This window comes from Subtercola boreus (genome assembly GCF_003399625.1).
In the GTDB taxonomy this organism is placed as follows: Bacteria; Actinomycetota; Actinomycetes; order Actinomycetales; family Microbacteriaceae; genus Subtercola; species Subtercola boreus_C.
Map to the genome: position 1 here is coordinate 31624 of NZ_NBXA01000032.1, position 21730 is coordinate 53353.

The 21730-nt window shown below is 68.6% G+C and carries 19 protein-coding genes; 6 read left to right on the top strand and 13 right to left on the bottom strand.

Annotation, left to right across the window (positions count from 1 at the left end):
- Position 1: 1 nt before the first annotated feature.
- The 4 genes from B7R21_RS17095 to B7R21_RS17110 all read right to left on the bottom strand — a co-directional run bounded on the left by B7R21_RS17095 (position 2) and on the right by B7R21_RS17110 (position 5196).
- Positions 2 to 2011 (bottom strand): glycoside hydrolase family 31 protein, encoded by a 2010-nt coding sequence (locus B7R21_RS17095; protein ID WP_116284460.1) that lies wholly within the window; start codon positions 2009 to 2011, stop codon positions 2 to 4.
- Positions 2011 to 2772: a carbohydrate ABC transporter permease gene (locus B7R21_RS17100; protein ID WP_253259890.1), complete on the bottom strand. Its 762-nt coding sequence runs from the start codon at positions 2770 to 2772 to the stop codon at positions 2011 to 2013. Before B7R21_RS17100 ends, B7R21_RS17095 begins: the two co-directional genes overlap by 1 nt.
- Positions 2773 to 2903: 131 nt before the next feature.
- A complete protein-coding gene (locus B7R21_RS17105; protein ID WP_253259881.1) occupies positions 2904 to 3920 on the bottom strand; it encodes a carbohydrate ABC transporter permease in 1017 nt (338 codons plus the stop codon).
- A 10-nt stretch (positions 3921 to 3930) separates the two neighbouring features.
- The gene (locus B7R21_RS17110) at positions 3931 to 5196 is read right to left on the bottom strand and encodes a sugar ABC transporter substrate-binding protein (RefSeq protein WP_116284462.1); all 1266 of its coding nucleotides are present in this window, start codon (positions 5194 to 5196) and stop codon (positions 3931 to 3933) included.
- Positions 5197 to 5409: 213 nt separating this feature from the next.
- Here B7R21_RS17110 and B7R21_RS17115 point away from each other — a divergent pair, with 213 nt between their 5' ends.
- A complete protein-coding gene (locus B7R21_RS17115; protein ID WP_116284463.1) occupies positions 5410 to 6462 on the top strand; it encodes a LacI family DNA-binding transcriptional regulator in 1053 nt (350 codons plus the stop codon).
- A 67-nt stretch (positions 6463 to 6529) separates the two neighbouring features.
- Here the strand turns inward: B7R21_RS17115 and B7R21_RS17120 are convergent, their stop codons facing one another.
- From B7R21_RS17120 to B7R21_RS17140, 5 genes are all read right to left on the bottom strand, one after another.
- On the bottom strand, positions 6530 to 7483 hold the full coding sequence (locus B7R21_RS17120) for a DUF4436 family protein (RefSeq protein ID WP_116284464.1): 954 nt from the start codon (positions 7481 to 7483) through the stop codon (positions 6530 to 6532).
- A gap of 222 nt (positions 7484 to 7705) precedes the next feature.
- Complete coding sequence (locus B7R21_RS17125; protein ID WP_116284465.1) at positions 7706 to 8686, bottom strand: zinc-dependent alcohol dehydrogenase; 981 nt, start codon at positions 8684 to 8686, stop codon at positions 7706 to 7708.
- Positions 8683 to 9741, bottom strand: a complete 1059-nt coding sequence (locus B7R21_RS17130) for a 2,3-butanediol dehydrogenase (RefSeq protein WP_116284466.1) — start codon at positions 9739 to 9741, stop codon at positions 8683 to 8685. The genes B7R21_RS17125 and B7R21_RS17130 overlap by 4 nt, the downstream gene beginning before the upstream one ends.
- Before the next feature lie 73 nt (positions 9742 to 9814).
- Complete coding sequence (locus B7R21_RS17135) at positions 9815 to 10747, bottom strand: NAD(P)-dependent oxidoreductase (RefSeq protein WP_116284467.1); 933 nt, start codon at positions 10745 to 10747, stop codon at positions 9815 to 9817.
- The gene (locus B7R21_RS17140; protein WP_116284468.1) at positions 10747 to 12132 is read right to left on the bottom strand and encodes a M24 family metallopeptidase; all 1386 of its coding nucleotides are present in this window, start codon (positions 12130 to 12132) and stop codon (positions 10747 to 10749) included. Before B7R21_RS17140 ends, B7R21_RS17135 begins: the two co-directional genes overlap by 1 nt.
- A 210-nt stretch (positions 12133 to 12342) precedes the next feature.
- On the opposite strand from B7R21_RS17140, the gene B7R21_RS17145 reads away from it, so the two are divergent.
- On the top strand, positions 12343 to 13047 hold the full coding sequence (locus B7R21_RS17145; RefSeq protein WP_253259882.1) for a helix-turn-helix domain-containing protein: 705 nt from the start codon (positions 12343 to 12345) through the stop codon (positions 13045 to 13047).
- 59 nt (positions 13048 to 13106) lie between these two features.
- Here B7R21_RS17145 and B7R21_RS17150 read toward each other — a convergent pair whose 3' ends face one another.
- From B7R21_RS17150 to B7R21_RS17165, 4 genes are read right to left on the bottom strand one after another with little or no spacing between them, the layout of a single operon-like run.
- Positions 13107 to 14210, bottom strand: coding sequence for a ketopantoate reductase family protein (locus B7R21_RS17150; RefSeq protein ID WP_116284470.1), 1104 nt, complete (start codon positions 14208 to 14210; stop codon positions 13107 to 13109).
- Complete coding sequence (locus tag B7R21_RS17155) at positions 14210 to 14989, bottom strand: glucose 1-dehydrogenase (RefSeq protein ID WP_116284471.1); 780 nt, start codon at positions 14987 to 14989, stop codon at positions 14210 to 14212. The genes B7R21_RS17150 and B7R21_RS17155 overlap by 1 nt, the downstream gene beginning before the upstream one ends.
- A 14-nt stretch (positions 14990 to 15003) precedes the next feature.
- Positions 15004 to 16590 carry a dihydrolipoamide acetyltransferase family protein gene (locus B7R21_RS17160; RefSeq protein ID WP_116284472.1) on the bottom strand — a complete coding sequence of 529 codons (1587 nt, stop codon included), beginning with the start codon at positions 16588 to 16590 and terminating at the stop codon, positions 15004 to 15006.
- Positions 16590 to 18797 carry an alpha-ketoacid dehydrogenase subunit alpha/beta gene (locus tag B7R21_RS17165; RefSeq protein ID WP_116284473.1) on the bottom strand — a complete coding sequence of 736 codons (2208 nt, stop codon included), beginning with the start codon at positions 18795 to 18797 and terminating at the stop codon, positions 16590 to 16592. The genes B7R21_RS17160 and B7R21_RS17165 overlap by 1 nt, the downstream gene beginning before the upstream one ends.
- A 118-nt stretch (positions 18798 to 18915) precedes the next feature.
- Here B7R21_RS17165 and B7R21_RS17170 point away from each other — a divergent pair, with 118 nt between their 5' ends.
- From B7R21_RS17170 to B7R21_RS17185, 4 genes are all read left to right on the top strand, one after another.
- Positions 18916 to 19464, top strand: coding sequence for a VOC family protein (locus B7R21_RS17170; protein ID WP_116284474.1), 549 nt, complete (start codon positions 18916 to 18918; stop codon positions 19462 to 19464).
- Positions 19465 to 19466: 2 nt separating this feature from the next.
- Positions 19467 to 20120, top strand: coding sequence for a GntR family transcriptional regulator (locus B7R21_RS17175; RefSeq protein ID WP_253259883.1), 654 nt, complete (start codon positions 19467 to 19469; stop codon positions 20118 to 20120).
- Positions 20121 to 20245: 125 nt separating this feature from the next.
- On the top strand, positions 20246 to 20482 hold the full coding sequence (locus tag B7R21_RS17180; protein WP_116284476.1) for a helix-turn-helix domain-containing protein: 237 nt from the start codon (positions 20246 to 20248) through the stop codon (positions 20480 to 20482).
- A complete protein-coding gene (locus tag B7R21_RS17185; protein ID WP_116284477.1) occupies positions 20479 to 21705 on the top strand; it encodes a type II toxin-antitoxin system HipA family toxin in 1227 nt (408 codons plus the stop codon). Before B7R21_RS17180 ends, B7R21_RS17185 begins: the two co-directional genes overlap by 4 nt.
- Positions 21706 to 21730: the final 25 nt, after the last annotated feature.

Sequence of the window (21730 nt, forward strand, 5' to 3'; positions counted from 1 at the left end):
ATCATGGGACAAGGGACACCTGGGCTTCTTCTCGGAGGAAAACGGGAATGTGTTCGAGGGGCGCCTCGGCGACGACCGTCTGGCCGCCCGCGAAGACCGCACCCGAGCGCGCGTCGACCCAGCGACCGGTGCCCGGCAGGTAGACCGACCGGGAGCGCTGCCCGGGAGCAGTGACCGGGGCGACGAGGATGTCGGGGCCGAAGAGGAACTGGTCCTCGATCATCCACGCCGCCTCATCGGCCGGATAGTCGACGAACAGCGGCCTCATCGGCGGCAGCCCCGTCTGAGCGGCGAGCCGCATCTGGTCGTGGATGTACGGGCGGAGCCGTTCCCGAAGCTCGAGCACCCCCGTGAGGATCGGCAGCGCCTCCTCGCCGAACGACCAGAGCTCGTTCGGCCCGCCGGTCATCTCGAAACCGGTCGGCGTTCGGGGTTCGCGGTCGCCGTGCAGCCGGAACAGCGGGCAGAAGACGCCGTACTGGAACCAGCGGATGACCAGCTCCCGGTACGCGGGGTCGCTGGCGTCGCCGCCGTGGAAGCCGCCGATGTCGGTGGTCCACCACGGGATGCCCGAGACCGCGATCGCAAGTCCCGCCCGCACCTGCTGCGTGAGCGAGAGCCAGGTGGCAGGGATGTCACCCGACCAGACAGCGGCACCGTACTTCTGGGATCCGGCCCACGCCGACCGGCAGAGCAGCACGGTGGGCTCCTCGCCGGCCGCCGCCATACCCTCGGCGAAGAGCCGCGCGTTGTCGCGGGGGTAGATGTTGGCGACCTCGGCCCCGGGACCGGCGGAGAGATGCATGTTCGCCGGATGCGCGGGGTTCAGCTCGGGTTCCGAGGCGTCGAGCCAGAAGACCCGGATGCCGTGGGCGAGGTAGTTCTTCGCCACCAGGTCCCAGATGTAGTCGCGCGTCCCGGGGTTGGTCGGGTCGTAGAAGCCGACCGGCATGGGGGTCTGCATGCCTTTGTCCTGGATGGTCTGCAGGAATTCGACCCCCTGGTCGGCACCGACGAGGAGCCCGCGGTCGCGATAGTCGGCGAAGTTCTCCGAGAGCGGAGAGATCGTGGGCCAGATGGAGACCATCAGTTCGACGCCGAGCGCCTTCAGCTCGGCGACCATGCCGGGCACGTCGGGCCATTCGGTCTCGTCGAAGCGGAAGTCGCCCATCGCCGACCAGTGGAAGAAGTCGGCGACGATCACCGAGAGGGGCAGGCCGCGGCTCGTGTGCTCGCGTGCGACGCCCAGCAGTTCGTCCTGGTTGCGATAGCGGAGCTTGGACTGCCAGAACCCGCTCGCCCACTCCGGGAGATCCGGCGAATGGCCGGTCGCGTCGGCGTAGCGCGCGAGCTGGTCGGCGGGGGTGGGGGCTGCCGTGATCCAGTAGTCGATCTCGCGGGCCTGGCCGGCCTGCCAGCGGGTGGCGTTGGCGGCGAAGTCGACGCGGCCGACGGCGGGCACGTTCCAGAGCAGGGCGTAGCCGCGGGAGGAGAGCACGAACGGGATGTTCACCTCGGCGTTCCGCTGCACGAGGTCGAGGGAGAGACCCTTGATGTCGAGGCGGCCGTGGGTGCGCTGGCCGAGCCCGTAGAGCTTCTCGTCGTCGTAGGCGCGGAACTGCTGGTGCACCTCGGCGGCGCCCGAGTTGTTGCCGACGAAGACGCGGGCCCCGGGCATCCAGAAGTGTTCGCGGCTCTCCGCGATCAGCTCCCGTCCAGTGGCCGTGTCGGAGAAGGTGAGGTGAGGTTCGGGGTAGGGCTCGGCGGTGTCGAAGGTGACCGTCACGGTGAGGGCGCCGGTGACGAGGGTGGCGCGGGTGGGGCCCGTGGTGACGACGATGTCGGGCGAGACATCCGGAGCCGTGTCGGCAAGCGCCCCCGCGCTCTCGGCGGGCAGCCGATACTGCGCTGCACGCACCCGGGCACTGTCGGCGCCCCACGCTTCGATGACGAGCACCTCGTGGCGATGGCGCACTTCGAGTGCGCGGCCCAGGTTCAGGAAGGTGACCATCAGTCCTTGACCGCCCCCGCTGTGACGCCGGCCGCGACATAGCGCTGGGCGACGATGAGCAGCACGGCTGCCGGGATGGATGCGACGACTGCTGTGGCCATGATCGAGTTCCACTCCTGGTTGTTGTTGCCGATGTACTTGTAGATGCCGAGCGTGATGGGTTGGATCTTGCCGCCCCCGTCGAGAGTCGAGGCGAAGATGAAGTCCGACCACGCCCAGAGGAACGCGAACAGCGACACCGTCACGACCGAGTTGCGGCTGATCGGCAGCACCACAGACCGGAACGTTCGCCAGTACGAGGCGCCGTCGATCTTCGCCGCCGACATCAGCTCGTCGGGGATCGCCGACATGAACGCGGTGAACAGCAGCACGCCGAACGGCACCGCGATGGTCGAATCCGCCAGGATCAGCCCCGGAATCGAGTTCAGGATGCCCAGGTTCAGGTAGATCGCATAGAACCCCATGGCCATGATGATGCCGGGGATCATCTGCGCGATCAGAAAGATGAAGCTCACCGCTCCCCCGCCGCGCGGGCGCAGTTTCGCCAGCGCGTACCCGGCCGGGGCGGCGAGCACGAGCGTCAGCACGACCGTTCCGAGGCCGACGACGAGGCTGGTGCCGAGGTAGGGCAGCTGCTGCGAGAGCACGGCCTGGTACCCCGAGAACGTCGGATCGAACGGGAACCAGTTGGGCGGGCTCTTCCGCATGTCGGCGGTCTTCGTCAGCGAGACGTTGATCATCCAGTAGATGGGGAAGAGCATCAGCGCGGTGAGCACGACGCCGATGAGAGTGAAGTACCAGGTGGGGCGCTGGCGGCGCGCCTGCCCGGGCTGGCCGGCGGCGCCGGCGGCGGTGCGCGGTGCGACGGTGCTCCGCGGTGTGGCCAGAGCGGTCATCGCCTGGCCTCCCTTCGCTGCAGGTAGATGTAGACGAGCCCGAACACGAGGGCGACGATGATGAGGATGTTGCCGACCGCGGCGGCGGGGCCGAAGCGGGGCAGCGTCGAGCCGAAGCCGAGCTGGTACGACCAGGTCGAGAGCGTGGTCGACGAGCTCGCCGGGCCGCCCTTCGTCATGATCCAGATGATGTCGAACACCTTCAGGGTGTAGACGAGGCCGAGCAGGATCGTGATGGCTGACACCGGGCGCAGCAGCGGGAACGTGATGCGCCAGAACTTCTGCCAGGCGTTCGCCCCGTCGAGCGAGGCGGCCTCGTAGAGGTCGGCGGAGATGTTCTGCAGGCCGCTGTAGAGGATGACGAGGTTGAAAGGGATGCCGATCCAGATGTTGGCGATCGTCACTGAGATGAGGGCCCACTGCGGAGAGGTGAGCCAGTTGATGCTGCCGATGCCGAACGATTCGAGGAAGGAGTTCACAATGCCCGAGTCGCTGTTGAGCATCCACGACCAGGTCGACGCCGACACGATGAGCGGCAGCAGCCACGGCACCAGGAACAGCGCCCGGAGCGTCGACGACAACCGGAACCGGTTGAAGAAGAACACCGCGAGAGCCATGCCGAGACTGAACTGCAACAGGATCGACACCAGCACGAAGAACCCGGTGTGGAAGATCGCGGGCCCGAACGTCGGGTCGGCGAAGACCTTCAGGTAGTTCTCCAGCCCGACGAAGGGTGCGTTGCCCTGCACGAACGAGCGCACCGTGTAGTCGCGGATGCTCAGGTCGATGTTCTTGTAGAGCGGGAGCGCGTAGAACAGCACCAGGTAGACGACGACCGGGGCGAGGAACGCCCACGCCGCCCACTGCGTGGAACGGGGGCGACGAGGCCTGGGGCGGGTGCGCCCGGTGGCCGTGTCGCGGGCGGATGCGCCCGAGCCGCGATTGGTCGTGGCGGGCACCGCCGCCCCACCCGGCGATGCGGGTGAGGCGGCGGCTTTGTGCGTGAGCGTCACGGCGTGCGTCCTACTGCGCTGCCGCAGCGGCGGTCTGGGCCGCCTTCATCGCGTCGGCGGGCTGCTGGCTGCCCGAGAGAGCATTCTGGAATCCGCCCCACATGGCCTGCGAGATGACCGGGTACTTCGTGCCGAGGTTGTCACTCGTGCGGCCGCGGGCGGCGGCGACGGCGGCGACCCACGGGGTGAGTTCGGCGTTGGCTGCGACCTGCTGCGTCTGCACGGTGGCGACCGGTGCCACGTACGACAGCGTGGTGTCGGTGGTCAGCAGGTTCGAGTCGCTGGTGAGGCAGGAGATGATCTTCTCCGTCGTGGCGTAGCGGCCCGTGTCGCTCTGCACGGGAGCGGAGACGAACTCGCCGCCCGTCGGTGCGGCAGCGGATCCGCCCGCCTTCGCCGGGATGGGGATGACACCGTACTTCAGGCCCGATTTGTCGGCCCCGGCGAGCTGCCAGGTGCCGTTCTCAGAAAAGGCGAAGTTGCCGGTGAGGAACTCCTGCCAGCTGGTGGTCTGGGTGTTGTTGATCACCGAGTTCGGGGCGTAGCCCTGTTTCACCCAGTCGGTCCAGAGTGTGGCCGCATCGACGGCCTGGCTCGAGCTGAGGTCGGTCAGTTCGGCTCCGGCCCCCCAGAACCAGGGCAAAAACTGGAAGCTGCCCTCCTCGGTTCCGATACCGGAGAAGGTGATGCCCTGCTTGCCGGAAGCGGTGACCTTGGCGAGGGCCGCGTTCAGCGACGCCCAGTCGGTGACGCTCGCGATGTCGACACCCGCCGCTGAGAGAACATCCTTGTTGTAGTACAGCGCGAGCGTGTTCGCGCCGATCGGAACGCCGAACGTGTCGCCGTTGCTCTGGCCGGCGGCGAGGATGTTCTTCTCGAAGTTCGACGTGTCGAGGCCCAGGTCCTTGGTGGTGGTCAGGATGCCCGCATCCGCCAGCGTCGACACGACGGGGTTGTCCACGACCAGGATGTCGGGCGAGCTGCCCTGCTGGCCGGCCAGGAGCGCCTTGCTCGTGAGGTCGGACGTGTCGTACCCGGTGCGCTGGATGGTGACGCCGGCATCCGTGCCGCACTTCGCCACCAGCTTCGACCAGTCGGCGGTCTCGTCGAACTGGGGGTACGGATCCCAGAAGGTGTACGTGCCACCGGCTGCGGCGGCGTCGGTCGACGACGACGTCGATCCCGATCCCGACGAACAGGCGGAGAGCGCCACCAGGGCGGTGATCGAGAGAACGGCTGCTGCTGCGAGCCGGCCCCTCTGTGCGGAGATGTTCACGATATTCCTCTCTGAATGTGACGTGTTCAAGCAGTGTCGGACCTTCGTTACCGAAAAGACCGAAAGTAGTTTCGGGAATGACTATATGGTGCTCGGATACCCGCGTCAAGAACAATCTTCGATCCGACTGCGGCAAGAATGTGGTGAGGACACGACGGTCGTTTCGGTAGGGTTTCGGTAAAGCCCGAACGCACGGATCCGACGGAGGTGGTGATGGACGGCAGAAAGCGCGGCACGGGGGCCACCACCCTGACCGACGTCGCCCAACTCGCCGGGGTCTCCCTCGCCACCGCCTCGAAGGCGATGAACGGCGTCAGCCAGGTGCGCGCCGAGACCCGCCAACGCGTGCTCGATGCGGCGGCCACCCTCTCGTTCACGCCGAACCCCTTCGCAAAGGCCCTCAACTCGGCCACCACCGGCACCATCGGCATGCTCACCCAGGATCTCGACAACCGCTTCGTGCTGCCCGTTCTGCTCGGCGCCGAAGACGCTTTCGGCGCCGGCTCCACCTCGGTGCTGCTGGCGGATGCCCGAAGCGACTCGATCCGCGAGCGGCACCAGCTCGGCATGCTGCTGGCCAAGAGGGTGGATGGCCTGCTGGTCGTGGGGCGCACCACCAACCCCCGGGCATCCCTCACCGCCGGCCTGAAGGTGCCGGTGGTGTACGTCTACGCCCCCTCTGACGACCCCGCAGACCTGTCGTTCACGCCCGACAACTTCGACGCGGGGCGGCAGGCCGTCGACCACCTGCTCTCGCGCGGGCGGCGGCGGATCGCGTTCATCAACGGCGATCCGTCGTACTCGGCCGCGCAGGATCGCGTCGCAGGCGCGGCAGCCCGGCTCGCCGAGCACGGGCTCTCGCTCGTCGGCGGCGCCGACCTCTTCGGCCCGTGGGGCGAGCGCTGGGGGCGGCGCTGCACCGAGTCCCTGGTGGAATCCGGCGTGCAGTTCGACGCCCTGCTCTGCGGCAGCGACCAGCTGGCACGGGGCGCCCTCGACCAGCTGCGCGAGAGCCGGCGGAGCGTGCCGGACGACGTCGCGGTGATGGGTTTCGACAACTGGGACGTGCTCACCGAAGAGGCGCGCCCGCCGCTCACCAGCGTCGAGATGAACCTCGAGCAGCTGGGCCGGTCGGCCGCCCTCGAACTCGTGGCGGCGATCGGCGGCACCACCGCCCGCGGTGTGCGCCGCGGAGCCGTGCGGGTCGTCCCCCGCGAGTCGACGGGCTCGTGGCTGCACTCCGACGACGGCGACGCGGGTAGCTGACGACGCCGGCGGGCCCGCGGGGCCGCACGGGGGTATTGCACCCGCGTCGTCGGAACTCCCGCAGCGCTCAGCTGCCGGGCGAGCGGGGCTCGGCTGCTGCGCGTGGGAGGCGGCGGGAGGAGGCCCGGGTGCCCCAGCGGTTCCAGGCGAGGATGTAGATGGTGAGCCCGGTGACGAGCCCCACGATCACCCAGAGCACGACGAGGTAGTCGATCCAGGAGCCGACCGGCGGCGAGCCGGGCAGGAACGTGCGAAGGGGGATGACGGCGAAGAGCATGGCGCCGATCCAGCTGGTGAGGGTGGCCTCGACCTGGCGCCGGCCAGTGTAGGCGCTGATGGCCACGAAGAGCACCAGCACCGGGATGACCGCCATCAGGCCGAGCAGCACGATTCCGAAGGCGACGGTGCTCGCGGAGCGGGTGGCGACGATCTCCACCGTGGGCAGCGGCCTGTCGCCGGTCGCTGTGGTGACGCTGTAGCCCGTGTCGTCGACCCGGTTGGTGTGCAGCTGCCAGCCCGGCACAGAGTCGTCGAGGCACACCTCGGTGGGGATCGCGATCCGCCCGTCGCCCCCGCCGGTGAAGGCGAACGTGGTCAGCTCGGCACGGTAGGTGTCGAACGGCCACTCCTCGACGATTCCCGCGGCGTAGTCGGACTGGGTCGAGCTCCCGAGCGCGTCCCCCTTGGCGAAGGTCAGCACCTTTGACCCGTCGACGGGGAAAGTCAGCAGGCTGATGTCCTGCCCGGCTGTGAAACCGTCGCGGGAGAGCATGCTCTCCGGCGCATGCAGGGTGAGCTGGAACTCCAGCCGCTGGTTGACGGCGTTCACGGCAGCGGGCTGCAGTTTCACGCTGACGCGGTCGCTTTCGGCGCCCTGCACGACCTGCACGCAGCTGTTGCCCGACTCCCGGAGCCCGCCGGTGTAGAGAAGCACGACGACGGCGTACACGATCGCCGCCAGGAGAACGGCGGCCGCGACCTGCCCGTGGAGGCGCCGCGCGCGAGGTCGTTCAGCTGCCATTTCGCGAGCTTAGCGACCGGGCGCCGAACCATCCGACGCGAACCGCCGCGCCGTGCGGCCGGAAGCGGACATGGCCGGAACAGGCCGCCGGGACGGGGGGGGCGTGCCTGCCGGCTCACGGCCCCGCTTTACCCCATCGGGTGGGCAGTTCGGGCCCGAAACCGCAGGTTTCAGGGCCCGAACTGCCCACCCGATTCGGAGGCGGGGCGCAGGCGCGAGGGGTCAGGACAGGGCGGGGGCCGCGAACTCGATCTGCGCCTTGATGGTGGTGGCCGGGTTGTGGGCGGCTTCGAGGGCGGAGAGCGCGTCGTCGGCGGGGAAGACCTGCGTGATCAGCGGGCTGAGGTCGATCTTCGCCCCGGCCAGGAAGCGCAGGGTCTCCGGCCAGACGCCGGGCGAGCCGATCGAGCCGGTGATCGTCAGCTCCTTCGACTGGATCAGGCCGAGGCGGGCGGTCGCCATCCGCCCCACGTCGATGCCGATGTACGCGACACGGCCACGGAAGCCGGCGAGTTCGAGGGCCTGGGCCATCACCTCGGGGCGTCCGCTGCACTCGACCACGACGTCGGCCCCGCGGCCGGCCGACAGCGCGAGAACGGCATCGGATGCGGCATCCGGATGCACGGCCGACGCCGCGCCCAACTGCAGGGCGATCATCCGGCGCCCCTCGGCGGGCTCCACGACGATGACCTGCGCGCCGAGCGCCGCCGCGGCGGCCGTGACGGCGAGGCCGATCGGCCCGGCACCGAGCACCACGAGGGTGTCGCTGGCGTCGACGTTGCCGACCCGGCGGAGCGCGTAGTACGCCACGCTGAACGGCTCGACGAGCGCGCCGTCGGCGAACGAGAGCTCGTCGGGCAGCCTGTGCAGCCACGACGGCTTCGCCACGAAGTACTCGGCGGCCGCGCCCGAGATCGAGAAGCCGAAGTGGTCGGCACCGATGACGCACTCCCCCACGACCCGGTCTCCGACCGCGAACGACGTCACGCGGGAGCCGACGGCGGCGACCTCGCCCGACCATTCGTGCCCGGGGATCAACGGGTAGCTGAACGGGATGATGTACCGGCCTTCGAGCAGGTCGATGTCCGAGTGGCACACTCCCACCCGGCGGGCCGCGACCAGCACTTCGTCGTCGGCGATGGCCGGGACGTCGAGGGAGACGACCTCCGCGACATCCTGAACCGTGTACTGCAGAGCTCTCATCGCGCGTTCACCAGCACCTTCACCTGGTCGCCCGAGGGCGACAGCAGCGTCTCGAAACCCTTGGCGACCACGTCTTCCATCGCGATCTGGGCGCTGACGACCTTCTCGACGGGGTAGCGCCCGCGGGCGATCAGGTCGACGATGCGCGGCCAGTCGGTGACGGGGTAGCACCACGTGCCCGAGAGGGTGATGTCGTGCTCCGAGAGCACCATCGGGTCGATCGCGGCGGCCTTCGTGTGAAGGCCTGTCTGCGAGATGCGCCCGGCACTCCGCACGGCGGCGAGGGCCGTGTTGAGGGCGCGTTCGTTGCCCGAACACTCGATGACGGCATCCACACCGACGCCCTCGTTCCGGTCTTTCAGGTAGGCGGCGACGTCGAGCTGGGTCGGGTCGAGCACCTCCCCGACATCCAACGACCGGGCGAGGGCAGCGCGCACGGGGTTGACCTCCGAGATGAAGACGGTGGCGCCGAGGGATGCGGCGTAGAGCGACGCGAGCGCGCCGATCGGGCCGGCCCCGGTGATGAGCACCGAGTCGCCGGGGCGCACCTGGGCGGTATCCACTCCGTACGCGGCGACGGCGCCGGGCTCGACGAGTGCGCCCTGCAGATCGCTGACGCCATCTGGCAGCACGCTCACGTGGCTGGCCGGAACGAGGGCGAGCTCGGCGATGCCTCCCCACGCGAAGCTCAGGCCGACGCACGCCATCTTCTGGCAGAGGTGGTTGAGCCCGCGGCGGCAGTAGTAGCAGACACCGCAGAAGAGGAGCGGCATGACCGAGACGCGCTGGCCGGGTCGCAGGTGCGTGACGCCGCGGCCGACCTCGACGATCTCGGCCGAGAACTCGTGGCCGAGGATCTGCGGGGCGGTCGACCCGTTCAGCGGATGCGGCGACGCCGGGATGACGATCGGCCCCATCGCGTACTCGTGGAGGTCTGTGCCGCAGACGCCGCACCAGTACGGCTTCAGCAGAACGTCGAACTCGCCGACATCGGTGGGGTCGGCGACGTTCTCGACCCGGATGTCCTTCGCGCCGTGGAAGACTGCTGCCTTCATGTCGTGATGCTCCTTTGCATGGGGGTTGGCTGCATGGGGGTTGGCTGCATGGGTGGGGTTGACGCTCCGCGCCCTAGTTGACGGTAGTGGGTGGATGGCCGGCCGACCGGGCCCGGGTGACCTCGGCGATCGACGACCAGTCGTCGTCTCCGTGCCCGTCGGCGATGGCCGCCTCGAACATGTCCCGGAGGTCGGCCGCGGTCGTGAGAGCGACTCCGGCTCCGGCTGCGGCCTGCTCTGCGAGCCCGAGATCCTTCAGGCCGAGCCGCGTCGTGAAGCCGGCCGGCTGGTAGCGGCGGTCGGCGATCAGTGCTCCGTAGCCCGAGTACACGGGGCCCGGGAAGAGGCTGTCCGCCATGACGTCGACGAACGTCGAGGCGTTGACGCCGTTCGCGTCGAGGAGGGTGAGCGACTCGCTCATCGCCTGCAACGCGTGGATGATCAGGTAGTTCATCGAGATCTTCGCGATGTTCGCCGCGGCGGGGTCGACGCCGAACGGCCAGACGCGCCGCCCCATCGCCTCGAGGTAGGGCATAGCGCGGGCGAGGTCGGCATCCGCACCGGCAGCGAGCACGGTGAGCGCGCCCTGCTCGGCGACCGTCGAGCGGCCGAGCACCGGAGCTGCGGCGTAGGCGACCCCGTGCTCACGGTGCAGCCGGTCGAGCGCGGTCGCGGCCCCGGCGCTGACCGTGGCCATGTTGACGTGCAGCGCACCCTCGGGGGCTGCCGCGAGCTCGGCGGCCGAGAACACCTCCTGCACCGCTTCGTCGTTGGAGAGGATCGAGAAGACGAGACCGGTCTGCAGCACATCGTGCACGCTGTCGGCTGGGGTCGCACCGAGGGCGGCCAGGGCATCCATCGCCGACCGGGAACGGTTCCAGACGACGACGGAATGGCCGGTGGCGAGCAGGCGGCCGACCATCGCGGCGCCCATGGTGCCGAGGCCGATGAAGCCGATGGTGTCGGCTGCCGCGGCGGTGCTGCCTGCTCCGCTGGCGCCGGGCATCAGGCGCCCTCGTCGCCCCGACCCGCGGCCGTGTTCAGGTGCGACTGCGAGTCACGGAGGTTCGGCAGGGCGCCGCCGACGGTGAAGTACCGCTTGCCTGCCACGAGCAGGTCTTCGGCCGGGAACTTCGTGATCACCTGGCAGCCGGTGGCCGTGACCACGATCTCCTCCTCGATGCGGGCAGCGCCCCAGCCGTCGGCGCTCGGCCAGTAGGTCTCGAGGGCGAAGACCATGCCCTCGACGAGGGTCTCCGGATGATCGAGCGAGACGAGCCGCGAGAAGATCGGCTTCTCCCAGATCGACAGGCCCACCCCGTGGCCGTACTGCAGCGCGAAGGCGGCCTCTTCGTCGGGGAAACCGAACTCCTCCGCCTTGGGCCAGACCTTCACGATGTCGGCGGTCGTGGCGCCGGGCTTCACCAAGGCAATCGCGCGGTCCATGTATTCCCGGGCGCGCTTGTAGGCGTCGTGCTGCGCCGAGCTCGCCGAGCCGACCGCGAAGGTGCGGTAGTAGCACGTGCGGTAGCCGTTGAAGCTGTGCAGGATGTCGAAGAAGGCCGGGTCGCCGGGGCGGATCAGGCGGTCGGAGAAGACGTGCGGATGCGGCGAGCAGCGCTCGCCCGAGATCGCGTTGACCCCTTCGACGTACTCACTGCCGAGGTCGTAGAGCTTCTTCGAGACAAGGCCGACGCACTCGTTCTCGCGTACGCCGGGCTTCAGGAATTCGTACAGGTCTTCGTAGGCCGCATCCACCATCGACGCCGCCTGCGTGAGCAGCGAGATCTCGTCGCCGGTCTTCACGCGGCGCGCCTCGAGGAACACCTGCTGGCCGTCGACGACCTCGATGCCGAGCTTCTGCAGGGCGAACAGGATCGGCAGCTCGATGACGTCGACGCCGAGGGGTTCGTTCTGCACCCCGAACTTCTCGAGTTCGCGCTTGATCTTCACAGCGACGCGATCCGCGATCTCGGAGTCGGGGCTGAACGCACCGCGGAGGGTCGAGATCCCGGCCCGCGAGCCGCTCTCGGCACGCGGCCGCACCGCACCGTGATGGGGGGCGTGCGGGTCGGCGTCGGCCTCGGCGGTGGTCTGGTCGAGCCACGGGTTGAAGAGGGAGTGGTGCTTCGCGGCGGAACCGAAGTCCCACATGATCGGGTCGGTCACGCGGGTCAGCAGGCTGAAGCGGATCAGCTTGTCCATCGCCCAGGTGCCGATGTGGGTCGACGTCATGTAGCGGATGTTCGAGAAGTCGAAGGCCAGAACGGCGCCGAGCTCCGAGGTGGAGAGCTGCGCCTTCAGGCGGGCGAGCCGTTCGCTCCGCAGACGATCGAAGTCGACCCGTTCCTCCCAGTCGACGGCGTTTGTTCCGCGAGTTGCTGTACTCATTGTGAAGACCCTCTCCCCCGACACCGCTGTCGAAGTTCAGTAAGCATGTACGTGGTGTTCACTCTAGCTTAATTGTCAGACGAGCCGATTGTGAAGCATCTGATCATCATGCGCGCACATTCTCCGTCACAGGTTCTAGAATTCGGGAACGGCGTTCACCACACGTGAACCCCGACTGCACAGACAGAGGAGTGGAACATCAACGAAGAAGTGGGTCCGAAGCTCCGCGCAGCACGCCTGAAGAAAGGCCTGAGCCTCCGGAGCATCGCGTCCGAGGTCGGCGTCTCGGCGAGCCTGATCTCCCAGGTCGAGAACGGCAAGACGCAGCCGTCCGTGAGCACGCTCTACGCCCTGGTGAACCAGCTCGGCATCTCGTTCGACGAGCTGCTCGGCCAGACAACGCCCCTCTCCGACGAACAGGCCCAGCCCCGCGCGCGATCCGAGCGGCCTGCCGAGGGCATGCGCTCGGCCGTGCAGCACGGCAGCGACAACCCGGTGCTCGAGATGGAGAACGGGGTTCGCTGGGAGCGTCTGGCCACCGGATCGGGCGGCCCGGTCGATCCGCTGCTCGTCACCTACGCCCCGGGCGGTTCGAGCTCGGTCGAGGGCCGATTGATGCGGCACAGCGGCTACGAGTACGCCTACCTGCTGTCGGGCGAGCTGACGGTGCACCTCGAGTTCGACACCTACGTGATCCGGGCCGGCGACTCGCTGAACTTCGACTCGGTGCGGCCGCACATGTACGTGAACAACGGAGCGGTGCCGGCGAAGGGGCTCTTCTTCGTCACCGGCCGGAAGGCGTTCGCCGAGTCGACACCCGAGGCCGGCTCCGCCGACACGAGCGGTTCCGACGCCCGTGGGTCAGACCTGAACTCGGCCGTCGACGTGCTCCAGGCCATGGACCGGATGCCCTAGCCAGCACGCGCTGTCGCCGCGGCTGATGGCATCCTCCCCCGGGAGGATCGGCGCCCCTCCTAGGTGCGACCGACCGTCGCCGCAGCAGCCGCCGCCCGGTCCGGCCCGGCCGCTCCGGCACCGGCGCCGCCGGGAACGAGTAGGCGGATGTTCGCTTCACCCCGCTCGAGCTCGCCGGCCTCGATGCGCCGCGCGATCTCCACGACGAGCGCGTTGGCCGGGGCCGCCCCGCCGAGCTTCTCCTGTTCGTCGACCACGAGCCCGTTGATCTCGGCGACCTCGTTTCGACGACCCTTGATCCAGTCCTGGAGCGACGTCGTCTGGGTGGTCGGCGACGAGAAGCGCTTCAGCACCTGGCCGAGCAGCTGTTCGGCGAACACGTCCGGGTCGTGCAGTGCGGCATCCGTCATCCCGAAGATCGGCCGGAGACGGCTCCCCGAGGCGACGGCTGTTCGCGCCGCCTCGCTCCCGCACTGCAGCATGAACTCGTACATGCCCGGCACCCGGATGGCGTCGGCGAGCCTCAGATCCAGGATGGCCGACGGCACCAGCTCGGCCGCATTGACGATGAGCTTGCCCCACTTCGACGAGCGGATGTCGTCGGAGACCTCGACGGTTCCCGCGTGGCCGAGTGCTTCCGCGACATCCTGGAGCCGTTCGGCGTCGACAGACGGATGGATGCCACCGATCGCGAACCAGGCGTGCTCGGGCGGGGTCTCGCGGTTGACGACGCCCGGCTCCCACATGTTCGACGCCACCTCGATGACCGCGCCGACGGTGCGCTCGGCGCCCATGATGCTCGCGATGTCGTCGAGGCTCATGCCGTTCTGGAGTCCCACGACGAGGCCGTCGGGCTTCACGAGGGGCTTGATCAGCTCGCACGCCCACCGCGTGTCATACGCCTTCACCACGACGAAGACGATGTCGAACGGCTCCCGCAGCTCGGCGACCTCGTAGAGGTGCCGCACGTTCACGGAGGTGTTCTCTGTGCGGTCGGGCATCACGACGGTGATGCCGTTCTCGCGCATGGCTTCGACGTGCGCGGGCCACTGCTCGATGAGCGTCACATCGAGCCCGGCGCGGGTGAGGTCGGCGGCGATGCCGGCACCGTTCGCCCCGGTACCCACGAAGGCGATCTTCTGGTTGTTCTTCGTGCCAGCCATCAGATGAGCACCATTCCGCCCTCGATCGGGATCACCTGTCCGGTGATGTAGTCGGAGTCGCTCGACGCGAGGAAGATCGCGGTCGGCACGATGTCGGAGGGGGTGGCCGGCCGACCGAGCAGGATGTCGCCCGACATCCCCTCGAATCCCGCCTCGGGCTGGCCCATCGCGGCGAGATCCTCATCGAGCTGCTTCCAGAGGGGTGTCTCGACGACGCCGGGGGCGAAGGCATTGACCGTGATGCCGTCTGCTGCGAACGACCGCGCCGCGGCCTGCGTCAGCGAGATGACGGCGGCTTTGGATGCGCTGTAGGGGGCGAAATTCGGGAACCCCTGGCGGCCTGCGATCGAGGCGGTGTTCACCACTTTGCCGCCGCCGCCCTGGGCGAGGAACTGCCGCGCCGCGGCCTGGGTGCCGAGCACCACGCCGAAGGTGTTGACGCTGAAGATCAGGTCCCACTTCGCTTTCGTGATGTCGAGGAAGCTCTCGGGCGCGTTCAGCCCGGCGTTGTTGAAGTAGACGTCCAGACGCCCGAACTCGGCGACGGCGGCTGCCACACCGGCGGCGACCTGGTCTTCGTCGGTCACGTCGACGCGCACGGCGATTGCACTGCCGCCGGCGGCACGGATGCCCGCAACCACCCCCTCGGCCGCCTCGATGTTCAGGTCGGCGACCACGATGTTCGCGCCCTCCACCGCCATGCCGCGGGCGATACCCGCGCCGATTCCCGAGGCACCCCCGGTGACGATGATCGTCTTCGATTCCAGTCGTGCACTCATTCTCTGCTCCAGTCTTAGATGAGGATGGTCAGGGGGTTCTCGATGCGCTTCACGAACGCCCCGAGCCACTGCCCGGCGAGCGCCCCGTCGATCACCCGGTGGTCGGCCGAGAGCGTGACGGTCATCACGGTGCCGACCGCGAGCTGCCCGTCGACCACGACCGGCTGCTGGCGCGCCACGCCCACGGCGAGGATCGCCGACTGCGGCGGGTTGATGATCGCCGAGAACTCCTGCACGCCGTACATCCCGAGGTTCGACACCGAGAAGCTGCCGCCCTCGAGCTCGTTCTGCCGGAGCTTGCCCTCCCGGGCGCGGCCGGCGAGCTCGGCGATCCGTTCGCTCACACCGGTGACCGAGAGCTGGTCGACACCGCGCACCACCGGCGTCAGCAGCCCGCCCGGGGTCGCGACGGCCACGGCGATGTCGACGTGCGCGTAGCGCGTGGTGCCGTCCTCGCCCCAGGTCCCGTTCGCCTCCGGAACCTCGCCGAACGCTCCCGCCGCCGCCTTCACGATGAAGTCGTTCAGCGAGACCTTGCGCGGGGCGCTGGCGTTGACGGATGCCCGCAGCTCCATCAGCGCATCCACCCGGCAGTCGGCGACGAGGTAGAAGTGCGGCACCGTCTGCTTGCTCTCGGTGAGCCGGCGGGCGATGGCGCGGCGCATGCCGGTGTGCGGCACGAGTTCGGTGTCGCCCGGCGCGGCCACGGGGGCGGCGGACGCTGGCTTCGCGGGCGCCGCGGGTGCCGGCTTCGCGGGTGCGGCCTTCGCCGGAGTGGCTGGTGCTGCTCCGGATGTCGCCACCGACGTCGCCGGTACAGCGGGAGTCGAGTCGTCGGCCGCCGGCGTCGCCGACTCCGAGCCGACGGCCACCGGACCACGGTCGGGCGCCCCCTCGACGGGCGCGGAATCCGCCACCCCCGAGAAGTCGGCGACCCGAGCGGAGCCAGCACCGGCGGCACCGTTCGACGGGGCGGTCGCTGTACTGCCAGACCCGGCCGGGAGCTTCTCGAGGTCGCGGCGCACGATCCGCCCATCGGGGCCGCTGCCCGAGACACCCGCGAGGTCGATGCCCTGCTCCTTGGCCATCCGCCGCACGATGGGGCTCGCGAAGAGCCGCCCGCCGTGCGGATCGGCGTTCGCCGCACCCGAGCTCGGGCGATGGTCTCCGCCCTGGCCGGCCTCCGCAGCGACATCCGGAACCGAAGCGGGAGCCGGGGCATCCGGGGCGGGCACCGCAGCCGACACCGCAGGCGCGACATCCGGAGCCGACACCGGAGCGGCAGCATCCGGAGCCACCGCACCCGGCGCGCTCCCGATCCCGATCGACGCCAGCAGCGCGTCGATGTCGGAGTCGGTCTCACCCGGCGCCGCGATCACGGCGATGGGCGCACCCACATCGACCGAGTCGCCCGGCTCGATGAGCATCCGCACCAGCGTTCCCGCAGTCTCGGCGTTGTACTCCACCATCGCCTTCTCGGTCTCGAGCTCGGCGAGCGGCTGGCCGAGCGCGATCTCGTCGCCCACCTCGGCGAGCCAGCCCTGCAGTGCGGCCTCGGTCGCGTTCGCGAGCACCTCGGGCATCCGTACGATCGTGGGCATCAGTCGGCTTCCGTTCCGCGCGAGTCCGCGCCCATTCCGCGTGCGATCTGCTCCAGACCGGCGACGACCTCTTCCGTTCGGGCGATCGCGGCTCGCTCCAGCACCTTCGAGATGCTCGGCGACGCCTCCTCGCCGGTGACGCGTTCGACGGGCTGGTCGAGCCAGTCGAAGTAGCGCCGCTGGATCTCGTCGGCCAACCACGCGCCGTACGACGTTCCGCGGGCGCCCTGCTCGACGATCAGCACGCTGTTCGTCTTCATGATGCTCTCGCCGATGGTCTCCCAGTCGATGGATGCCCTGTCGAGCCAGCGCAGATCGATCACGTCGGCGTCGAACCCGGTCTGCTCCACGGCTTCGAGCACGTGCTTGACCATCGAGAGGTAGCTGATGATCGTCACATCCTCGCCCTCACGCCGGAGCGCGGCCTTGCCGAACGGCAGGATGTAGTCGAGGTCGCCGGCGGGCAGTTCACCCTGGTCGGCGTAGAGGTCGACGTGCTCGATCACGAGCACCGGATCCTCCAGCAGCAGTGCCGCGTTCATCAGGCCCACGTAGTCGGCCGCCGTAGAGGGGGCGACGATCCGCCAGCCGGGGCTGGTCGCGAAGATGCCCGCCGGGTCCATCAGGTGCTGCGAACCGTAACCCGAGCCCATCGCGATCTTCGTGCGGAGCACCAGCGGAACCGGGTTCGCGCCGCCGAACATGTGCCGGGCCTTGCCGATCTGGTTGAACACCTGGTCGGCGGCCACCCACATGAAGTCGGGGTACATGAATTCGATGACGGGCCGGTAGCGCCCATCGAGCGCCATGCCGCCGCCGAGCCCGGCGAACGCGTTCTCGCTGATCGGAGTGCCGAGAACGCGGCCCTCGAACTTCTTCGCGAGACCCTTCGTCGCACCGTTGGTGCCACCGTTCAGCCGGTGCACGTCTTCGCCGAGAACGATGATGCGGTCATCCTGTTCCATGCGGCGATCCATCACCGCGGCGACCGCGTCGACGAACTTGCGCTTCTCCAGCTCGCCCGTGTACTCGAGTGGTTCCAGCGTGCGCGCGTCATTCAGTTCGCTCGTGTCACCGCGCACGCCGACGTTCACGAAGTCGGTGTCGGGCCAGAGGTCGGGCATGATGCGGCGCTTGCCCGGGCGGTCGGGATCCGCCTCGATGAGCTGCTGCACGGCATCCGTCATCGCGGCCTGCGCCTGGCTCCGGATGCTCCCCACCCCGGCCTCGTCGAGCTGGCCGAGCGCGATCATCTCCCGCGCGACCCGGTCGAGCGGGTCGCGCTTCTTCCACTCGGCCTCCTCCTCCTTGCTGCGGTAGCCGAAGGCGCTGCCGGGGTACGGACCGTTCTGGTGGAAGAAGCGATACACCTCGACCTCGACCACGGCCGGGCCGTCGCCGCTGCGCATACGCTGGGCGGCGGCATCCATCGCCAGGTGCACAGCGAGCGGATCCATACCGTCCACCCGCCAGGATGGGATGCCGAAACCTTGGCCGCGGCTGGAGAGGCGGGGTTCGCCGGTGACCTCGTCGACGCGGGTCGACACGGCGTAGAGGTTGTTCTCGATGAAGAAGGTGAGCGGCAGCTTCCAGGCCGCGGCGAGGTTCATCGTCTCGAGCACCGAGCCGATGTTCGTCGCGCCGTCGCCGAAGTAGCTCACCGTGACATCCGTCGTGCCCGCGTGCTTCTGCGACCACGCGTTGCCGGCCCCGAGCGGAACACCGCCGCCGACGATCGCGTTCGTGCCGAGCGCCCCGGCCTCGAACCACTGCAGGTGCATCGAGCCGCCGCGACCCCGGCAGTAGCCCTGCGCGAGCCCGAGGATCTCGGCGAGCGTGCGCTGCAGCACGGTCTGGATGTCGCCGGTGACGAGCGCGCCGAGATCGAGCGAGCCGCCCGAGACATGGTTGATGGCCTTCGCGAGGAACTGGTGGTGCCCGCGGTGCGATCCGTTGATCGCGTCGGTCGAGCGGAGGCCCACGATGGATCCGACGGCGCCGCCCTCCTGGCCGATGCTGGAGTGCGCCGGGCCGTGCACGAGGCCTTCGCCGGCGAGTTCGAGCACGGTCTCCTCGAATGCCCGGATGAGGTGCAGCTGGCCGAGCATGGTCGCCAGCAGCGCCGGATCGGCCTTCTTGTAGTCGGCAGCGGTGGTGCTCAGCTCGACCCAGGGGGCGAGGGGCTCCAAACGTCGTTGTTTCGGCATGCGGTGGTCTCCGTTGATCGCGATTGGCTCCAATGTAGCTGAACGGAGCGCGTTAAACGAGGGTGGACAGCAATAATCTTGGTAGATTGGATCCATTGAGCGAAACAAGGGAGTTCTCATGGCAGGCGGCACCCGCGGCATCCCCGGCCTCGTCGGCACCGAGCACATCGGGTTCACCGTTCCCGACCTCGACCAGGCCGAGGCGTTCTTCGTCGACGTGATCGGCTGTGAGTACGTCTACTCGCTCGGCCCGTTCGTCAAGGAGGGCGAGTGGATGCTCGACCACATGAACGTGGCGCCGCGGACGGTGATGCGCGAGCTGCGCTTCTTCCGCTGTCGCACGGGCCCGAACTTCGAGATCTTCCAGTACGAGCCCGCGCCGGGTTCGGATGCCGCGGATGCACCGCCCCTGAACAGCGACGTCGGCGGGCACCATCTCGCGTTCTACGTCGACGACCTCGACGAGGCCGTCGCGTACCTCCGGACGAAGGGCGTTCGGGTGCTCGGTGAGCCGACCGCGAGCAGCAGCCACAGCACCGGGCAGCGCTGGATCTACTTCCTCACACCGTGGGGCATGCAGCTCGAACTGGTGAGCTACCCGAACGGCAAGGCGTACGAGAAGGATGCCGACGTGCTGCTCTGGCACCCTGCCCGCCCTACGCTGTGACAGTGACCACCTCCCGCAACGGCGTCGCCAGCGAACGGATCGCCTCGGCCCTCCGCGACTCGATCCTGCGCGGCGAGCACCCGCCCGGCACGCGCATCCTGCAGGAGGACGTGGCGGCAGACTTCGGCGCGAGCCGCCTGCCGGTGCGGGAGGCGTTCCGCATCCTGGAGGCCGACGGCCTGATCACGCTCGTCGCCAACACGGGAGCGTGGGTGTCGCGCCTCAGCCTCGCCGAGTGCGAGGAGATCTACCAACTGCGCGAACGGATCGAGCCGCTCCTGCTCGGGTACAGCATCCAGAACCTGACGGCCTCGCAGCTCGACCGCCTCGACGAGCTGGCCGCGACCATGCAGACGCTCCGCGACCCGGAGGAGTTCCTGCGGCTCGACCGGGAGTTCCACCTGCTGTCGTATGCGGGCGCCCACACCGCCATTCTCGGCGACACCGTTCGGCGGCTGTGGAACACGACGCAGCACTACCGGCGCGCCTACACGCGGCTGCTCGACCCCGACGGCAACCGGATCGTGCACGACGAGCACCACATGCTCGTGCAGGCGCTCCGCCTCCGTGACGCCGACGACGGCGAGCGGATCCTCCTCGGGCACATCCGCCGCACGCGCCTCGAGCTGGCCCGCCACCCCGCCCTCTTCGACTGACGCCTCCCCTCCCCTCCCGGACACGGGGAGGGTGTCATCGTCATGACGTTTTTCCGGATAGCTTCCCGGTATCCTGTTTTCGTAATAGTCTGCTGCTATAACAAAAACGTAATATTGGAGCGTTCATGACATCGACACGACTGCGCGCCCCTGCCGACCTCGGACTGGCGCTGCAGCAGGCTCGACTGGGCCGCGGTCTCTCTCAGGTCGCGCTGGCGGCCGAACTGGGCATCTCGCAGCGCTCGATCAGCGAGATCGAGTCCGGCAAGACGACGATCTATCTCCGCCGACTGTTCGACCTGATGAGCGCCACCGGTGTCGAACTGTCCGCCTCCTGGCCTACAGCAGACCAAACCCGATGAGGCTCGCTGTCGCGGTCTACGGCACGATCGTCGGCCACATCCAAGGCGTCGACAACCGGACCTTCGACTTCACAGCCTCAGCAGAGGGGATCGCTCGATTCGGTACCAACAGCCGTGTGCTCTCGGTGGCTATACCGCTGGTGCCCGTTCCGACCCGCCAACACGTCGCTCGGAGACGCTCGTGGTTCGGAGAGTTGCTGCCCGAGGGCAACCAGCTCGACTTCATGCTCACTCAGAGCGGGTTGCATCGCGGTGACACCCTCGGCTTCCTTGCCCACTACGGGCGCGACATCGCGGGCGCTGTCGAGTTGTGGGATGTCGACGACCCCACTGAACCACGCCGACCCGAAGTGGAGGCGGTGTCGGACAGCCAGATCCGTCAGCTCCTCGAAGATCCGCTCGGCTCGCCGCTCGGAAACGATGCCACCCGGGGGCGTACCTCGCTCGCAGGGGTGCAACCCAAGATCGTGCTCGCCCGTCTGGAAGACGGATGGGGTCGAGTACTCGGAGGGTTTCCGTCATCTCACATCCTGAAACCCCGGCTCGAGTCGAATCCGACGGTCATCTACGACGAGGAGTTCGGCTCCCGGCTGGCCCGGCACCTCGGACTGCTCACGCACCAGACCAGGATCGACGCGTTCGCCGGACTGCCCGCACTGGTGACAGAACGCTTCGACAGACATGGCGGGGAGCGTCTGCACCAGGAGGATTTCAACCAGGCGCTGGGCGCGAGCGGGAACCAGAAATACCAGGAGCTCGGCGGAGTGACGAGTCTCGCGCGCGTTGCGGAGTCGCTCAACAGGAACGGACGAACAGGCGATCTCCGGATGCTCGCCCGCCTGACTGTGGCCGGTGTGGCGATTGGCAACCTCGACATGCACACCAAGAATCTCGGGCTGCTCCACGCGGAGTCGGGCGACGTGCGGCTCGCACCCGCCTATGACTTCGTGCCGATGGCCCATCTTGGGCACCCAGACGGCAGATTCGCGCTGTCCGTGAACAGAATGTACTCATTCCGCGCAGTCACAGCGGACGATCTGAGCGCAGAGATCGGCAGTTGGGGAGTACGGCAGGCGGCGCGACTGGTGCGCGAGACACTCGAGGAGCTGCAGACGGTGGTGCAGACGGAGGTTCCGCTGGCCGGCGCACATGACTCTCTGCACCAGGACGTCTCGAGATTCACAGCGAACCTGCTCGCCGGCCGTCCAGCTGGCACGGGATGAGCGACGGGTGCGCGCGTCAGGCGGT

Coding starts and splice junctions, on each gene's coding strand:
- B7R21_RS17095 (WP_116284460.1), bottom strand. CDS start 2,011: ATGGTCACCTTCCTGAACCTGGGCCGCGCACTCGAAGTGCGCCATCGC.
- B7R21_RS17100 (WP_253259890.1), bottom strand. CDS start 2,772: ATGCTCTTCCCCATCTACTGGATGATCAACGTCTCGCTGACGAAGACC.
- B7R21_RS17115 (WP_116284463.1), top strand. CDS start 5,410: ATGGACGGCAGAAAGCGCGGCACGGGGGCCACCACCCTGACCGACGTC.
- B7R21_RS17120 (WP_116284464.1), bottom strand. CDS start 7,483: ATGGCAGCTGAACGACCTCGCGCGCGGCGCCTCCACGGGCAGGTCGCG.
- B7R21_RS17125 (WP_116284465.1), bottom strand. CDS start 8,686: ATGAGAGCTCTGCAGTACACGGTTCAGGATGTCGCGGAGGTCGTCTCC.
- B7R21_RS17130 (WP_116284466.1), bottom strand. CDS start 9,741: ATGAAGGCAGCAGTCTTCCACGGCGCGAAGGACATCCGGGTCGAGAAC.
- B7R21_RS17135 (WP_116284467.1), bottom strand. CDS start 10,747: ATGCCCGGCGCCAGCGGAGCAGGCAGCACCGCCGCGGCAGCCGACACC.
- B7R21_RS17140 (WP_116284468.1), bottom strand. CDS start 12,132: ATGAGTACAGCAACTCGCGGAACAAACGCCGTCGACTGGGAGGAACGG.
- B7R21_RS17150 (WP_116284470.1), bottom strand. CDS start 14,210: ATGGCTGGCACGAAGAACAACCAGAAGATCGCCTTCGTGGGTACCGGG.
- B7R21_RS17155 (WP_116284471.1), bottom strand. CDS start 14,989: ATGAGTGCACGACTGGAATCGAAGACGATCATCGTCACCGGGGGTGCC.
- B7R21_RS17160 (WP_116284472.1), bottom strand. CDS start 16,590: ATGCCCACGATCGTACGGATGCCCGAGGTGCTCGCGAACGCGACCGAG.
- B7R21_RS17165 (WP_116284473.1), bottom strand. CDS start 18,797: ATGCCGAAACAACGACGTTTGGAGCCCCTCGCCCCCTGGGTCGAGCTG.
- B7R21_RS17170 (WP_116284474.1), top strand. CDS start 18,916: ATGGCAGGCGGCACCCGCGGCATCCCCGGCCTCGTCGGCACCGAGCAC.
- B7R21_RS17180 (WP_116284476.1), top strand. CDS start 20,246: ATGACATCGACACGACTGCGCGCCCCTGCCGACCTCGGACTGGCGCTG.
- B7R21_RS17185 (WP_116284477.1), top strand. CDS start 20,479: ATGAGGCTCGCTGTCGCGGTCTACGGCACGATCGTCGGCCACATCCAA.